This window comes from Vibrio sp. B1FIG11, assembly GCF_905175335.1.
Taxonomy (GTDB): Bacteria; Pseudomonadota; Gammaproteobacteria; order Enterobacterales; family Vibrionaceae; genus Vibrio; species Vibrio campbellii.
In genome coordinates, this window is record NZ_HG992751.1 from 2,622,236 (window position 1) to 2,634,996 (window position 12,761).

General features: G+C 47.2%; 15 protein-coding genes. 8 read left to right on the forward strand and 7 right to left on the reverse strand.

What is annotated here, in order from left to right; translation table 11 throughout:
- Position 1: 1 nt before the first annotated feature.
- Genes vscX through sctW form a run of 4 tightly spaced genes read right to left on the reverse strand, consistent with a single transcriptional unit; the run spans position 2 to position 1,898 of the window.
- Positions 2-379, reverse strand: a complete 378-nt coding sequence (vscX, locus tag KHO06_RS12075) for a type III secretion system protein VscX (RefSeq protein ID WP_005426245.1) — start codon at positions 377-379, stop codon at positions 2-4.
- The gene (gene sycN / locus KHO06_RS12080; RefSeq protein ID WP_005426085.1) at positions 376-750 is read right to left on the reverse strand and encodes a type III secretion chaperone SycN; all 375 of its coding nucleotides are present in this window, start codon (positions 748-750) and stop codon (positions 376-378) included. The genes vscX and sycN overlap by 4 nt, the downstream gene beginning before the upstream one ends.
- Entirely contained in the window at positions 737-1,021 is a 285-nt protein-coding gene (locus tag KHO06_RS12085; RefSeq protein ID WP_005426113.1) for a TyeA family type III secretion system gatekeeper subunit, read from the reverse strand. The genes sycN and KHO06_RS12085 overlap by 14 nt, the downstream gene beginning before the upstream one ends.
- Positions 1,002-1,898: a type III secretion system gatekeeper subunit SctW gene (gene sctW, locus KHO06_RS12090; RefSeq protein ID WP_212581657.1), complete on the reverse strand. Its 897-nt coding sequence runs from the start codon at positions 1,896-1,898 to the stop codon at positions 1,002-1,004. The genes KHO06_RS12085 and sctW overlap by 20 nt, the downstream gene beginning before the upstream one ends.
- 187 nt (positions 1,899-2,085) lie before the next feature.
- On the opposite strand from sctW, the gene vscN reads away from it, so the two are divergent.
- Genes vscN through sctU form a run of 8 tightly spaced genes read left to right on the forward strand, consistent with a single transcriptional unit; the run spans position 2,086 to position 9,162 of the window.
- Positions 2,086-3,408: a SctN family type III secretion system ATPase VscN gene (gene vscN, locus KHO06_RS12095; protein ID WP_038892010.1), complete on the forward strand. Its 1,323-nt coding sequence runs from the start codon at positions 2,086-2,088 to the stop codon at positions 3,406-3,408.
- A complete protein-coding gene (locus KHO06_RS12100) occupies positions 3,405-3,866 on the forward strand; it encodes a YscO family type III secretion system apparatus protein (protein ID WP_212581658.1) in 462 nt (153 codons plus the stop codon). Before vscN ends, KHO06_RS12100 begins: the two co-directional genes overlap by 4 nt.
- Positions 3,867-3,875: 9 nt before the next feature.
- On the forward strand, positions 3,876-5,423 hold the full coding sequence (locus KHO06_RS12105) for a type III secretion system needle length determinant (RefSeq protein ID WP_212581659.1): 1,548 nt from the start codon (positions 3,876-3,878) through the stop codon (positions 5,421-5,423).
- Positions 5,423-6,388, forward strand: a complete 966-nt coding sequence (sctQ, locus tag KHO06_RS12110) for a type III secretion system cytoplasmic ring protein SctQ (protein ID WP_212581660.1) — start codon at positions 5,423-5,425, stop codon at positions 6,386-6,388. Before KHO06_RS12105 ends, sctQ begins: the two co-directional genes overlap by 1 nt.
- Positions 6,385-7,035, forward strand: a complete 651-nt coding sequence (vscR, locus tag KHO06_RS12115) for a SctR family type III secretion system export apparatus subunit VscR (protein ID WP_005426130.1) — start codon at positions 6,385-6,387, stop codon at positions 7,033-7,035. Before sctQ ends, vscR begins: the two co-directional genes overlap by 4 nt.
- Positions 7,036-7,048: 13 nt before the next feature.
- Positions 7,049-7,315 carry a SctS family type III secretion system export apparatus subunit VscS gene (vscS, locus tag KHO06_RS12120; protein ID WP_005426136.1) on the forward strand — a complete coding sequence of 89 codons (267 nt, stop codon included), beginning with the start codon at positions 7,049-7,051 and terminating at the stop codon, positions 7,313-7,315.
- On the forward strand, positions 7,312-8,094 hold the full coding sequence (gene sctT, locus KHO06_RS12125) for a type III secretion system export apparatus subunit SctT (protein ID WP_005426270.1): 783 nt from the start codon (positions 7,312-7,314) through the stop codon (positions 8,092-8,094). The genes vscS and sctT overlap by 4 nt, the downstream gene beginning before the upstream one ends.
- An 18-nt stretch (positions 8,095-8,112) precedes the next feature.
- Positions 8,113-9,162, forward strand: a complete 1,050-nt coding sequence (sctU, locus tag KHO06_RS12130) for a type III secretion system export apparatus subunit SctU (protein WP_038866876.1) — start codon at positions 8,113-8,115, stop codon at positions 9,160-9,162.
- Between the two features lie 146 nt (positions 9,163-9,308).
- Here the strand turns inward: sctU and KHO06_RS12135 are convergent, their stop codons facing one another.
- The 3 genes from KHO06_RS12135 to KHO06_RS12145 form a co-directional block, all read right to left on the reverse strand.
- Positions 9,309-10,787 (reverse strand): CesT family type III secretion system chaperone, encoded by a 1,479-nt coding sequence (locus tag KHO06_RS12135; protein ID WP_212581661.1) that lies wholly within the window; start codon positions 10,785-10,787, stop codon positions 9,309-9,311.
- 11 nt (positions 10,788-10,798) lie between these two features.
- Positions 10,799-11,257, reverse strand: coding sequence for a CesT family type III secretion system chaperone (locus KHO06_RS12140; RefSeq protein ID WP_212581662.1), 459 nt, complete (start codon positions 11,255-11,257; stop codon positions 10,799-10,801).
- A 340-nt stretch (positions 11,258-11,597) separates the two neighbouring features.
- Complete coding sequence (locus tag KHO06_RS12145; RefSeq protein ID WP_212581663.1) at positions 11,598-12,758, reverse strand: VopS family T3SS effector adenosine monophosphate-protein transferase; 1,161 nt, start codon at positions 12,756-12,758, stop codon at positions 11,598-11,600.
- Between the last annotated feature and the right edge of the window lie 3 nt (positions 12,759-12,761).

The following is a 12,761-nucleotide window of genomic DNA, read 5'->3' on the forward strand; positions in this document are numbered from 1 at the left end:
CTTAAACCTGAATCAGTAGATTCAACGCCATGGTGAGATAACGTTGGTCTAATTGGGTACTTTGCAGTGTTTCCAGTGCCTGATTGAGCGCATGCGAACCATTTTTCTGCGCCAATTCCTGAAGCCGCTGCTGAGTGGTATCAAACTGTTGACGGTATTTGTCTGGGCGAAGTAGCTCCGAATGCGTCAACTTTGGCTTGGCAAGTGACATCAAGTACTGCTCAGAGGGGCGAAGCTCGTACAGTTTCTCTAAGTGCGTCGCGATGGCTTGACCATCAGGCAACAGCTGAAAACGCTGTGGGAAGTCGTTTTCAACTTGCTCAAGCGAAACGTGAGTAAAGCCCTCAATACCAACGTTTAACGTACTAATGCGACTCATGAATCCGCCACATCTTTATGTAAACGAACCAGTAGAGCGAACGCTTGCTCGATGGTTGGCAAGGTCACTTCATCCCCTTCAATTTGTGCAGAGAAGACCAGGGTCTGTTCATCCAATAACCCGGTCTTAATGAGGAATGGCCAACCTTGACCTGCATGGCAAAAACTCAACGCCTTTTTAATCGGCTCATTCGACTGGTGCCAAGGCAGCGGTTTCGCCAGCATAAGAAACAGGCAGTCCTGATGCTTCTCGATATGCAGAGTGCCGCTTTGCTCGAAGCTCAGTTGAACGCGTCCTGCGGACGAGAAGTCCACCGCTTCAAGCCCCATTCCTCGGCAAAAATCATCCACTGACGCATCAATCCAATTCATCGTCCCACATTTCCTCTTCTTCTAAATCAATCGCTTCATCAAGCGCTTTTTGCACAGCTTGTATTAGGTTTTGTCGCTGTTCTTCATCGTTAAATACATCAATTGGAATATGGCGAATCAATTTGTGCAGTTCCCTAAAAAAGCTGATTTTTCGCTCCGTGGACGCCAACTCCATGGCGTTCACTAGGTTCCATATCTCGGCACTTCCCACCCAACGCTGTTCAACCAAAGCGATGACGTCTGACATCAAATCAGTAACTTGATAAGCCATAGTTTGCCTGCTGAGGTTTGAACATCTGGTAGAGGTTGCTAACTTGGTCTTGAAGCGTATTCAACGTCTTAAGCTTTTGCATATCGGACATCAGAAGCTGAAGCTTAACGGAGTCAATATTGCTACCTTGAACGCTCAAGTCTGCGCTCATGCCCTGCAACATAAAGTCGACCGCCGTGGAGACCTCTTTTGCACCAAAACGCTCAACCACATCCTTGTATGCTGAGCCTAAACCTTGGTAGCTATGTACCGTGTCGCGATAGAAACCACGCAATTGGTGCAAACTGCTAAAGCCTTGCTCTTGGCTGTATTCATCCGCGAAGCTTGAAACACGAATTTCAGTATCAATCTGAGCCCAAGAGTCCGGGTTTTGCTCAAAGGTCAGAATGGCTTGGTCTATCAGCGCCAATAAGTTCTTACTTTCAGGGTTGGCGCAGAGGAACTTTTTCACTGCTTGCAGCGCGAGGTACTGATGGCTCTTCTCTTCAGAGAATCCGTTGTTGAGGTACGCCTGTAACTGAGCAATCGTTGATAAGTTGCCGCTTGCCATTTTGGTAGCAAGGTCTTTGATCTTTTGGTTCTTTTCAAGATCAGGCACTTTTCTTAGGTAATCAGAGACCAGCTCATGCGCTTCATTCACGCGAATGCTGCCGTCTTTCACTTTACGTTTCGTGAGATCTTTTTCTGCTTTTTCTGAACCTAACGCCGTCAGCTCTTCCATCGCATCAAACAACGACTGAGTTGCATTGTGTACGCGGACAGTTTCACCTCGATAATTACCATTGACTGAGGCTCCCGTGCGGGAAGACTCAAGGTTACTTCGAATTGGCGCATCAAATTTGTTGCCCGTTAAAATTTGGCTATTGATAGTGCTCATTGATTTGCACTCCTTCCTACAATATGAGCGAATTATAGGAATTGCATTTTTAATCGGCTGTCAAAATCAGACGTGTTTTTGTTAGGCTTATTTATTGTTTCTAAAAACTCCCGACCAATAGTCACTATAAATACGGCGCCATCCTTTCTATTCTCCCATCATCAGTTATTGCGCATGTTTTCTTAAATTGAACGACTTCTCATACATCACCGAAACTCAACAATCGGCCATCAAGCAAACGCGTTTGATCCAAATCCGCGGTCGCGTGACTCAAGTGACTGGCACCATCATCAAAGCCGTTGTGCCTGGTGTTCGTGTCGGCGAGCTTTGTGAGCTACGAAATCCCGATCAAACCTTGTCTCTGCTTGCGGAAGTGGTGGGGTTTCAGCAACACCATGCGTTGCTTACCCCACTTGGCAACATGTTTGGTATTTCCTCCAATACCGAAGTGAGCCCGCTCGGAAAAATGCACGAAGTCGGCGTTGGCGATCATCTGTTAGGGAAAATTCTCGATGGCCTGGGCCGCCCATTCGATGGTTCTCAAAGCATTGAACCGAGCGCTTGGTATCCGGTTTATCGTGATGCGCCGCCACCAATGCAGAGAAAACTGATTGAAAAGCCGATTTCGATGGGCGTGCGTTCCATCGACGGATTGCTCACCTGTGGTGAAGGACAAAGGATGGGCATTTTTGCTGCGGCTGGCGGCGGTAAAAGTACCCTACTCGCCAAGCTTATTCGCTCTGCCGATGTCGATGTAACCGTGCTTGCCCTCATCGGTGAAAGGGGCCGTGAAGTAAGAGAATTTATCGAACACGACCTTGGCGAAGAAGGCATGGCAAGGTCAGTACTTGTTGTCGCAACCTCAGACAGGCCAGCAATGGAACGTGCCAAAGCGGCGTTCGTCGCGACTTCCATCGCGGAGTACTTCCGCGACCAAGGTAAGCGTGTTCTGCTGCTGATGGATTCGGTGACGCGTTTTGCCCGAGCTCAACGTGAAATCGGCTTGGCAGCTGGCGAGCCACCAACACGACGAGGCTATCCGCCTTCTGTTTTTGCCGCACTACCAAAACTGATGGAACGTGCAGGTCAATCAGACAAAGGCTCCATCACCGCGCTGTATACCGTACTTGTGGAAGGTGACGATATGACTGAGCCAGTGGCCGATGAGACCCGTTCGATACTCGATGGTCACATCATTCTTTCTCGCAAACTGGCGGCGATGAACCACTATCCAGCCATTGATGTGCTTCGTTCAGCCAGTCGTGTGATGAATCAAATCGTCGATAAAACTCATCAAGCGTCCGCTGCTCACATGCGTGAAATGCTGGCCAAATATGAAGAAGTCGAACTGCTGATAAAAATTGGTGAGTACCAACACGGCGCTGACAGTCGCGCGGATATGGCCATCGCACAGGGAGATGATATCCGAGCGTTCTTGCGCCAAGGCACGCACGAGCCAAGTGAACTCGAAGAGACCGTCACACAGCTGCGTGGGCTTGCAGGCTTATGATCGAGCAATTGCTGGAGATAAAAAAAATTCGTGCCGACCGTGCCGATCGCGCGGTTCAGCAACAAGAGTATCGAGTCAATAACGCACGATCCTCACTCCGAAAGGCGGAACAGTCTGTCGTTGATTATCGTCAATGGCGCGAAGAGGAAGAAGAACGGCGCTTTGCGAAAGCCAAACAGAAAACCGTCGTTCTAAAAGAACTTGAAATATTGCGGCAAGAAATCGCGCTGTTAAGGGAAAGAGAGGCCGATTTAAAACAACGAGCCGCAGAAGAAAAAAAGGCATTAGAACAAGAGAACCAGCGACTCAAGGAAAGAAAGCAAGAAGCTCTGGCCGCCCATAAAACCAAAGAAAAATTCATTCAATTAAACGAACAAGAAATCGCTGAGCAAGCACGCCAAGTGCAGTATCAAGAAGAGCTCGAACAAGAAGAGTTCCGCAGCGTTGTTGTTTCATAGAAGGTAAAGATGCGAGTCAAAAACGATCATCCAAACACAACTGAACGTCCGCAACAGGTTCAACAGAGGCCGGTCAACCAAGTCTCAGAAGAGCTTGAATCTCGCTTTAATAATGCGCTTAAGCCAACGCAAGCAGAAAGCGAAGATGAGTCAGAGACCTCTCGTTTATTCGCTGCTGTATTGAACGCAGATAAGCTCGATGGCATGAAGCACAAAGGCAAGGTCAGCAGTGCTATTCCTGAGTCGGGGAAAGAGCAGATCGAGGGTGGCCAAGAGCATCCTGAAAACTTGAAAGATCAGCCTGCTAATGAGAAGTCAGACGCTGGTCTGCATCCAGAAAAGCCAAGTCACGATCTCTCAGAAAGAGAAACCGCGCAGGTAATGGACAACAAAGATAAAAACGAAGAGAGCCATAGCGAGACTTCAGAGCGCCCTGCGAAAGAGCCACATTCAGATACCGCCAAACCTGTAAAGCCACACTCTCTAATCGAGCAGTCGGTAGGAAGTAAAGAGACGGATAAATCACAGCCGGAGAAATCGGCTATCGATGTGTTAAGTAAACGCGCTCAGCAAAAAAACGAAGGGAGCCATAGCGAGACTTCAGAGCGCCCTGCGAAAGAGCCACATTCAGATACCGCTAAACCTGTAAAGCCACACTCTCTAATCGAGCAGGCGGTAGGAAGTAAAGAAACGGATAAATCACAGCCGTTGGCTTCTAACTCCGCGGAAGAAAAAGGCTCGAACAATAAGCAAGTCAGCTCGGTAAGCACGGCACCGTTAGATAGTGGGTCGTCTCGTGATCCTAAAATACCGATGACCAGCTTGCCTAACGCTCTAAAGGATCAGGTATTACCGATTCAGACTGACCAAGCTAATCTGCGTAACAAAACCAATCTACGGAACAAAACTGAGCCATCAACCGTGCAGAGTGTGCTGCAAGGCCAACTGCATAAGTTAGATGCCGCAGCTCATAAACTCGACCCTGCGGCAAAAGACGCTGCTGCTATTGTGGACTCGAAAATTGTCGACTCGAAAGCCGTATTGTCCGCGCTTGAAGAGAAGGTTAAAGCAGTGAAGCACATCGAACTGCGTCATCCAAGTTCAGAGTCGGACGCTAAGCTTCACCCGACGGCCAACCTAAGCCAATCAACAGCGCAAGGCGACATCATCCTGAAAAATGTAGAGACACACGCGCCCCAGAACAGAGCTCAAGACGTAAGCGAATTGATAAATAAGTTAGTCGATAAGATCTACGTGTCTCTTCCTTCAGCAAACGAGAAAGAAGTTCGCCTGCTTCTGAATGAAGGCCAATTAAAAGGTGGCGAGATCTCCATCAAGCAAGACAGTTCTGGCTACAGCGTGCTGATTAAGCAAGAGCACGCTCTTTCGCTGATCAACCAAACGGCTAAGCAAGAGTTGACCGAGCGTCTGCAACGTTTAGGTATCGACCAACCGATTCGAATTGCAGTCAGCGAACAGATGAACCAACAACAAGACCAACAACGCTCGCGACAACAACGCAGCATTTACGATGAATGGAAACCTGAGGACGAATAATGATATTAGATTTCCCAAAGGTCGAGCCTTCAAGCATCGCTCTCAGTAATCAACTGTGCGCAAAACAGTGTCACTTTCAAGATAGTCAGAGCAATAGCTTATCGGTCACGCTTGGCCAAAAGCCGGAGTTTTCTGGCTATCGTTTAACGCTACTCATCGGTGGACAAACCATTCAAATCGATTTCAGCGGTGCGCAATTACAGCAATGGTTGCATGGCATTCTTGACTCGACGGCATTTGAATCACTGCCAAACTCTTTGCAATTGGCGTTGCTCAGTAGCCAAATTGAGCCCTACACCGACATGATTAAGCGCTTATTTGGACAACTTCCGGTATTAAGCAAGCTGCAAGTTCATGAGCAGCCAGCACCAGAAGAAAACGTGTTGATGCTCACCATCAATCGTGATGATGTCTCTCTTAGCCTGTGGGTCCACGAAGGTCGGGATGTGTTGATTGACACTCTGCCACAAGCACCCTCTTACCTGAGCCAAAACATCGCACTGCCCTTCTGGTTGAGCTTTGGCAAAACACGTTTGGCACTCAGTCAATTTGAGCATCTTGAACTGGGCGACGTGGTGTTTTTCGACGATTGCTACATCGCGCAACACCAAGTGCTGCTTCAGGTCTCCAATCACAACCTTTGGCGATGCCAACTCGACAATACGACACTCCATATCCAAGAAAAAGAAACCAATATGAACGATATCAACAGCTCTGAAGCACTGACCGACCACCAGCAATTGCCAATTGAACTGACTTTCGATGTTGGTCAGCAAACCATTACTTTAGAACAGCTTAACGCGCTGCAACCGGGTTTTACCTTTGAGCTTAACCAGCCAATTTCTAACCCAGTCACCATGCGAGCAAACGGCAAAATCATTGGTGAATGCGAACTAGTGAACATTAATGAACGCTTGGGTGTCCGCGTTCTCGAACTGTTTGGCGGCAGTCAGGAGCCAGCATGATCCAGTTACCTGATGAACTGAACCTCATCGTTACACTCGCCCTTCTTGCTTTGATTCCTTTCATTGCAATGATGGCGACCTCCTTCGTTAAACTGGCCGTGGTTTTCTCTCTGCTAAGAAACGCATTAGGTGTACAACAAATTCCACCCAATATGGCCTTGTACGGATTGGCGATCATTCTGTCGATCTTCATCATGGCGCCAGTGGGGTTTGAAACCTATGACTACGTGACCCAGCACGAAATCTCACTTGAAGATTCGGAGAGCATCGAAGGTTTAATCGAGAGTGGATTGCAGCCGTACCGTGAGTTCTTGAAAAAGCACATCCGTGAAACTGAATCGGTCTTTTTTACCGATGCAGCAAGAACCTTGTGGCCACAAAAGTACGTCGACCGTTTGGAGTCAGACAGCTTATTGTTGTTGCTCCCCGCCTTTACCGTGAGTGAGCTAACGAGAGCGTTTGAGATTGGCTTCCTGTTGTACCTGCCATTCATCGCTATCGATCTGATCGTATCCAACATCTTGCTGGCCATGGGCATGATGATGGTCTCGCCAATGACCATCTCACTGCCATTCAAACTACTGCTCTTTGTGTTGCTAGACGGTTGGACCAAGTTGACCCATGGCCTAGTGCTCAGTTACGGATAATGAGGAGAGAAGCATGAATCCGGCTGAAATCATCCACTTTACCACTCAGGCTCTAACGCTTGTTCTGTTCTTGTCGCTGCCGCCAATTTTGGTTGCGGCACTTGTCGGTACCTTGGTCTCTCTCGTCCAAGCGCTAACACAAGTACAAGAACAGACGTTAGGCTTTGTCGTCAAACTGATCGCCGTCATCATAACCCTATTTGTTACCACTCAATGGCTGGGCGCCGAACTGCATTCATTTGCTACCTTGACCTTGGATAAAATCCCGCAAATACGATGAGTTACGATGATTTGCACCAGGCCCTGTTCCTATACAGCTTGACGCTCCCTAGGTTAATGGCTTGCTTTATATTTTTGCCGATTTTAAACAAACAAACGCTCGGTGGCACCTTGGTAAGAAATGGTGTTTTGTGTTCGCTTGCGCTGTTTATCTTCCCAATGATCAACCAACAAGACCTGCCCGCAGAAACGGACGGGATTTGGTTGATGGTCATCTTAGGCAAAGAGGTACTATTGGGTATGCTGATTGGCTTTGTTGCAGCAATCCCTTTTTGGGCTATTGAGGCGGCAGGGTTTCTAGTGGATAACCAACGTGGTGCTGCGATGGCAAGTATGTTTAATCCCACTCTCGGCTCTCAGTCAACGCCAACGGCTGTGCTATTGACTCAAACACTGATCACCTTGTTTTTCTCCGGCGGTGGCTTTGTCGCTTTTATTTATGCGCTGTTTAACAGCTATTCGTCGTGGCCTGTGATTAGTTTTTTCCCAACCGTCACTGAGGAATGGGTGCGCTTTTTCTACGCTCAGTTCGAGCAACTTATGTGGCTTGGCGTATTGATGTCTGCGCCTTTGGTTTTAGCCATGTTCCTTGCCGAGTTTGGACTCGCACTGATTAGCCGATTCGCCCCACAGCTGAACGTTTTCTCTTTAGCCATGCCGATCAAAAGTGCCATTGCCAGCGTGCTATTGATTGTTTATTTGGCATTGATGATGGACCACTTTCAAGCCCTTTTCTCTGACATCGTACTGTTCAGAGAACAGCTCAATACCATTTGGTAATAACAGACAGGAAGAGCAATGAGCGGAGAAAAAACAGAACTCCCCACCCCGAAAAAACTTCGGGATGCCCGGCAAAAAGGGCAAGTCGCTAAAAGTCAGGAAGTCGTCTCATCGGCGTTAATCCTAGCCCTCATTGCCGTCCTATTCGCCTTTGCTGACTACTATATGTCGCACATCTCTGCTCTACTTTTGCTGCCGAGTGAGTTGGCTTATCAAGGGTTTCAGGATGCGTTGCTTGACGTAGCCATCGCCATCGCCAAAGAAATGGTTTACTTGCTGGCACCGATCCTGATCGTGGCGGCATTGATCGCCATCATGTCGAACATGGGGCAATTCGGCTTGCTGTTTAGTGGTGAATCCGTCAAACCAGATATCAAAAAGATCAACCCTGTAGAAGGGGCAAAACGAATTTTCTCGCTAAAGAGCATCATTGAGTTTATTAAGTCAATTCTTAAAGTCTCGCTCCTTTCCTGCATCATTTGGGTAACACTGAAAGGCAACTTAAACACGCTACTGCAAATCCCGACATGCGGATTAGAGTGTGTACCGACCATCACCGGCGTATTGGTGAAACAACTCATGATCATCTCTTCCGTCGGCTTTATTGTGATTGCAGCTGCCGATTACGCTTACCAAAAGTTCGACCACACCAAGCAACTAAAGATGACTAAAGACGAAGTTAAACGCGAATATAAAGAGATGGAGGGCAGCCCGGAAATCAAGAGTAAGCGTCGTCAGTTGCACCAAGAGCTGCAAGCTTCGAACCAAAGAGATAACGTTAAACGTTCGAATGTGTTGGTCACGAACCCAACCCACATCGCTATTGGTTTGTACTACAAAAAGGGCGAAACGCCGCTGCCTGTGATAACCCTTAAAGAAACCGATGCGATGGCAAAACGTATGATCGCGATAGCCCACGAAGAAGGCATCCCTGTGATGCAAAAAGTACCACTCGCACGTGCTCTTTATGCCGATGGTCAGTTAAACCAGTACATTCCAGGCGATCTTATTGAAGCCACCGCTGAGATCCTGCGTTGGGTTGCGTCTCTTGAGCAGTCTGAGGAATAACGGGAAACGGGTTTATTTTGTCTTTACAGGAACAGGCATTGGCACTGTTTTTTAAGGAATTTAACTGAACAAAAGGGAGCATCTGCTCCCTTTTGTTTTTCTTCTTAATTAGGATTCGCCGTGATCTTTCTTTTAAAGTCAACGGATTAAATCCAGCCTTCTGCTAAGTACATCAATCTTAACTGGCTTGGTGAGCCAAGCTTCTCTAACGCTGACAGTTGACCTTCACTCAGGTTCGGGCTTCTCTTTAAGTACACTAGCCCGTTCTCAGCTTCGAGAGGCATTGTGTAGGTCAACATTTCATTGATGTCTTGCGCCTTGCCTTGGTCAATCGCTCTGACTGCTGGCATTAACCAGCTCCATTCTTCACTGAGCAGATTTTTAAAGGCTCCATTCGCCTCTGATTCCATTCTGCTCGGCGCATCTTCAGCACTTAATTTAAGCATGGAGTCCACATCAGGCACCAAGTGTTCACTGGCATTAGAGCCCAACATCTTCTTAAGCGTTAATCGTGCCGTTTCCATTTCCTGTGCTTCTTTCGGCGCCTGAGGAGACGTCATCGACTTGTCCTCTTTTGGACCTAAATACGCCATCAAAGCACGTACTGATGCGGCTTCTTGCATGCTAAAGGTAAAATCTCCTTTGCTGTTAGATACTTCAACACGCGGCAGTACACCAGATATGGGGTCTTGGCGCAGCGCCTTTTGAGCTTCGTTATTCAAACCATATGAGCCCGCTTGACCTGCCACAAAACCAGATCCACTGATTAAGCCAGATGCCGCAGCACTGCCTATTGCTTCTTTTGCAAGAGGTAGCACACCCGCCGTTCCCACAGAGTTAACTCCAAAAGCACCAAGACTGCCTGTAGCCATCCCTAATGTTGCTGTAACAGCGCCTTCAGTCGACAAGGTGGCGTGCCCGTGTGCTAAGGCTTGTTGCATCGGCAAGGCAAGTCTCTGATCACGACCGGGCAGTTGCGCAATTTGATCCAATTGATGATGGTAAGCCTCTGCATCGCCATTTACCGCTGCTTTGTGCAACTCACGACCTGTCGCCACCAGCAATCCAACGCCCGGCAAGGCAAGGTTAATCGCCGCATTCACACCAGTGCCTTTGAGCTTCTCCTTTGCCATCTCAAGCAGTTCTGCACCAAAGCCATCCATTTTCCCTGGATGTTGTTTTTCGAGGCTCACCTGTAAGCGAGGATCGTGACTGATCGAATCAAACGTACCTTTGAGGTTTTCATAAGCGCTACCGTCAATCTTAACCTCTTCCAACAAGTTCACTACTTCAAGGATCTTTCGTTCCGTCAGCGGTTCACCTCGGTACCCTGATGGGCTGACAAGGGAGAAAGCTAACAATGCCGTCTCTGGCTTTTCTTGTTTTAATAACGCCTGCTTTAAATCAAGATGAGTCTTAATATTTTCTTGAAAGTACTTTGGGTATTTGGAGCGCAGTAAATGTTCACTCACTGCCGCAAACTTTTGCCCTTTATGGAAGGTCGACGGCTCTTTTACCTTGCCACGCTTGCTGATCACTCGGTCATCTTTTTGCGCCGCCACAGAGCGAAATTGATCTAAGCTAGGGACCGGGCTTTGGCTGATTTTATTGGTTGGATTTACCATGGATTAACTCCTTAGACTCGAAGGGTCTGTACGTGAGATTGCTGTGTGTTGGGTAATGGAGTGATGTCTTGATCTAGCATTGCAAATCGAGCTTGCCAGAGCTGAGCTTGCTCATTGAGCGCATGGAACCAAGTTGACAAACTCGCGGCATCTAAGTGCTCTACTGGCTTCCTGCCAGCAAGAACAATCTGCCTGCCATTTGGTGCTAGTGACAAGGTTAGGGCCCCTTCTGCAATGGCGAAGTAATTGGCATGAGCTATGAGCTCAAGGCCTTTCACCCTCAGCTCACCACTTTTTTCGAGTCCACCAAAAGCCACGGACAGAATAAGTTCGTTGTTATCTGATGCGCTAAAATAAATAACATAGCGGTCATCAACTAATAATTGACAGCGACCTTCTTCAGAAAAGTTAAGTGGCGGTAGCTCATTTATCTCACAAAACTCATTTAATAGAACTTGTAGTGTATTCATTGCAATTCCCTCTATTTACTCTATCTAGTAAACCGTAAATAGAGATTTTTCGATATCGAAATTGGCTTTTATTTTGTTGTTTTCCATTACCTCTCGCGAACTACTGCACAAAATAATAGAAATCAATAACTAAATAAAACCTAGCGGAATAAATATAAAAATCCGTTTTAAACAAGACATTTAAAGATAATAATACATCAATAAGTTTAATTTATTAATTCAAGGAAAAATATCAAAACCAGTAATAAAAACTTATTACTTCGGTTTCACACTCCAATATTTATATATAACTCACAACGAAAAAGAGCGACTTTCGTCGCTCTAAATATGGAGTGAATATTTACTTAATCCCGTGAAGGCTAAGCTCTGCGCTTAAAGCGAGAGGCGTAAATGAATCGTTTCTCAGCTCAGCAATCGCATACAGCATACGTCCCATACGACCGTTACCATCCGTGAAGCCATGGTAGCCAATCACGCCAGCAAACAACTGCTTACCAAGATCTTTATCTGCCACTGGGTTTTCTTTCAAAAAGCCCTCTATGTGCTGTTTTAGCATGCCTTCACCACCAATGCTTGATGGAAGTGCGCCACCAGCCGTCGCTGGGCCTCGGTAATCTCTTTCAATATTCGGCACCGCTCGCGCATGAAGCTCTTTTAAGTTATCCATGTTCAGCAAGTCTTTATCATTGGCCGCGTATTCTTTGAGAAGCGCGGTAATATTATCTGCATCGTTTCCTTTCGAAGTCGATGCGTTAATGATCCAAGCCGCCGCGCGCTCAAGGTTGTTCGTCGTGCCCGTTTTATTGAACTTATCTTCCGCTAGCGAATCCGCATAAACACCCGAACTCAAATCTGTGTTTGCCAAACCTTCAATATGTGCTTGTGCCGCTTTTAAGTTCTTAACCTCAGTTTCAAATACAACTTCCAAGCCCATCGCGGTATTTGGGTTGTTCTTCACGCCCATCGCACCGCCACCAAAAGCTTTAACCACTTTGCTAGCTAATGCTTTTGTTGCACCCTCACCAATTTGTGACTTCAAGTCCTGTCCTGATTTCGTATCCAATAGCGCTACTGACATCGCGCGCTCAGCCAATTGGTTAAGTTCACCACTGTCTGACTTAATCGCCTGAGCATCAAGTCGGCTAAAGGCATTTAACACATCGGCCGGCGTTTTAAGGCTGGCATCTTTAAACAGCATTTGACCGTGCTCAACAGAAGAGCTGGTTTGCAAGCGCTGAGCTTGTCCAAGCTCATTATCGAATACCGATTTCGTAATCGCTTTCGCTACTGAGTCTGTGTTGCCTTCTCTAAATAGCTTACCCGTTGCTTCAAAGAATCGAGCGACTGCACTATTACTTGGGTTTGAGCGAACAAACTGCTGAGTATCTGCATCGACCTTATATTCCTTGCCACCAACATTGAGTTTGCCTTCACTTAGAATCTCATTTCGCGCTTGCGGAAGTGCCGCTTGAAGTGCGCTTACGTTTCCAAAACTGATCATTAT

Bases quoted from the DNA above. Each gene is read 5' to 3' on its own strand.
- vscX (WP_005426245.1), bottom strand. From the start codon at position 379: ATGAGTCGCATTAGTACGTTAAACGTTGGTATTGAGGGCTTTACTCAC.
- KHO06_RS12085 (WP_005426113.1), bottom strand. From the start codon at position 1,021: ATGGCTTATCAAGTTACTGATTTGATGTCAGACGTCATCGCTTTGGTT.
- vscR (WP_005426130.1), top strand. From the start codon at position 6,385: ATGATCCAGTTACCTGATGAACTGAACCTCATCGTTACACTCGCCCTT.
- KHO06_RS12140 (WP_212581662.1), bottom strand. From the start codon at position 11,257: ATGAATACACTACAAGTTCTATTAAATGAGTTTTGTGAGATAAATGAG.
- sctQ (WP_212581660.1), top strand. From the start codon at position 5,423: ATGATATTAGATTTCCCAAAGGTCGAGCCTTCAAGCATCGCTCTCAGT.
- vscS (WP_005426136.1), top strand. From the start codon at position 7,049: ATGAATCCGGCTGAAATCATCCACTTTACCACTCAGGCTCTAACGCTT.
- KHO06_RS12135 (WP_212581661.1), bottom strand. From the start codon at position 10,787: ATGGTAAATCCAACCAATAAAATCAGCCAAAGCCCGGTCCCTAGCTTA.
- sycN (WP_005426085.1), bottom strand. From the start codon at position 750: ATGAATTGGATTGATGCGTCAGTGGATGATTTTTGCCGAGGAATGGGG.
- sctW (WP_212581657.1), bottom strand. From the start codon at position 1,898: ATGAGCACTATCAATAGCCAAATTTTAACGGGCAACAAATTTGATGCG.
- KHO06_RS12100 (WP_212581658.1), top strand. From the start codon at position 3,405: ATGATCGAGCAATTGCTGGAGATAAAAAAAATTCGTGCCGACCGTGCC.
- sctT (WP_005426270.1), top strand. From the start codon at position 7,312: ATGAGTTACGATGATTTGCACCAGGCCCTGTTCCTATACAGCTTGACG.
- sctU (WP_038866876.1), top strand. From the start codon at position 8,113: ATGAGCGGAGAAAAAACAGAACTCCCCACCCCGAAAAAACTTCGGGAT.
- KHO06_RS12105 (WP_212581659.1), top strand. From the start codon at position 3,876: ATGCGAGTCAAAAACGATCATCCAAACACAACTGAACGTCCGCAACAG.
- KHO06_RS12145 (WP_212581663.1), bottom strand. From the start codon at position 12,758: ATGATCAGTTTTGGAAACGTAAGCGCACTTCAAGCGGCACTTCCGCAA.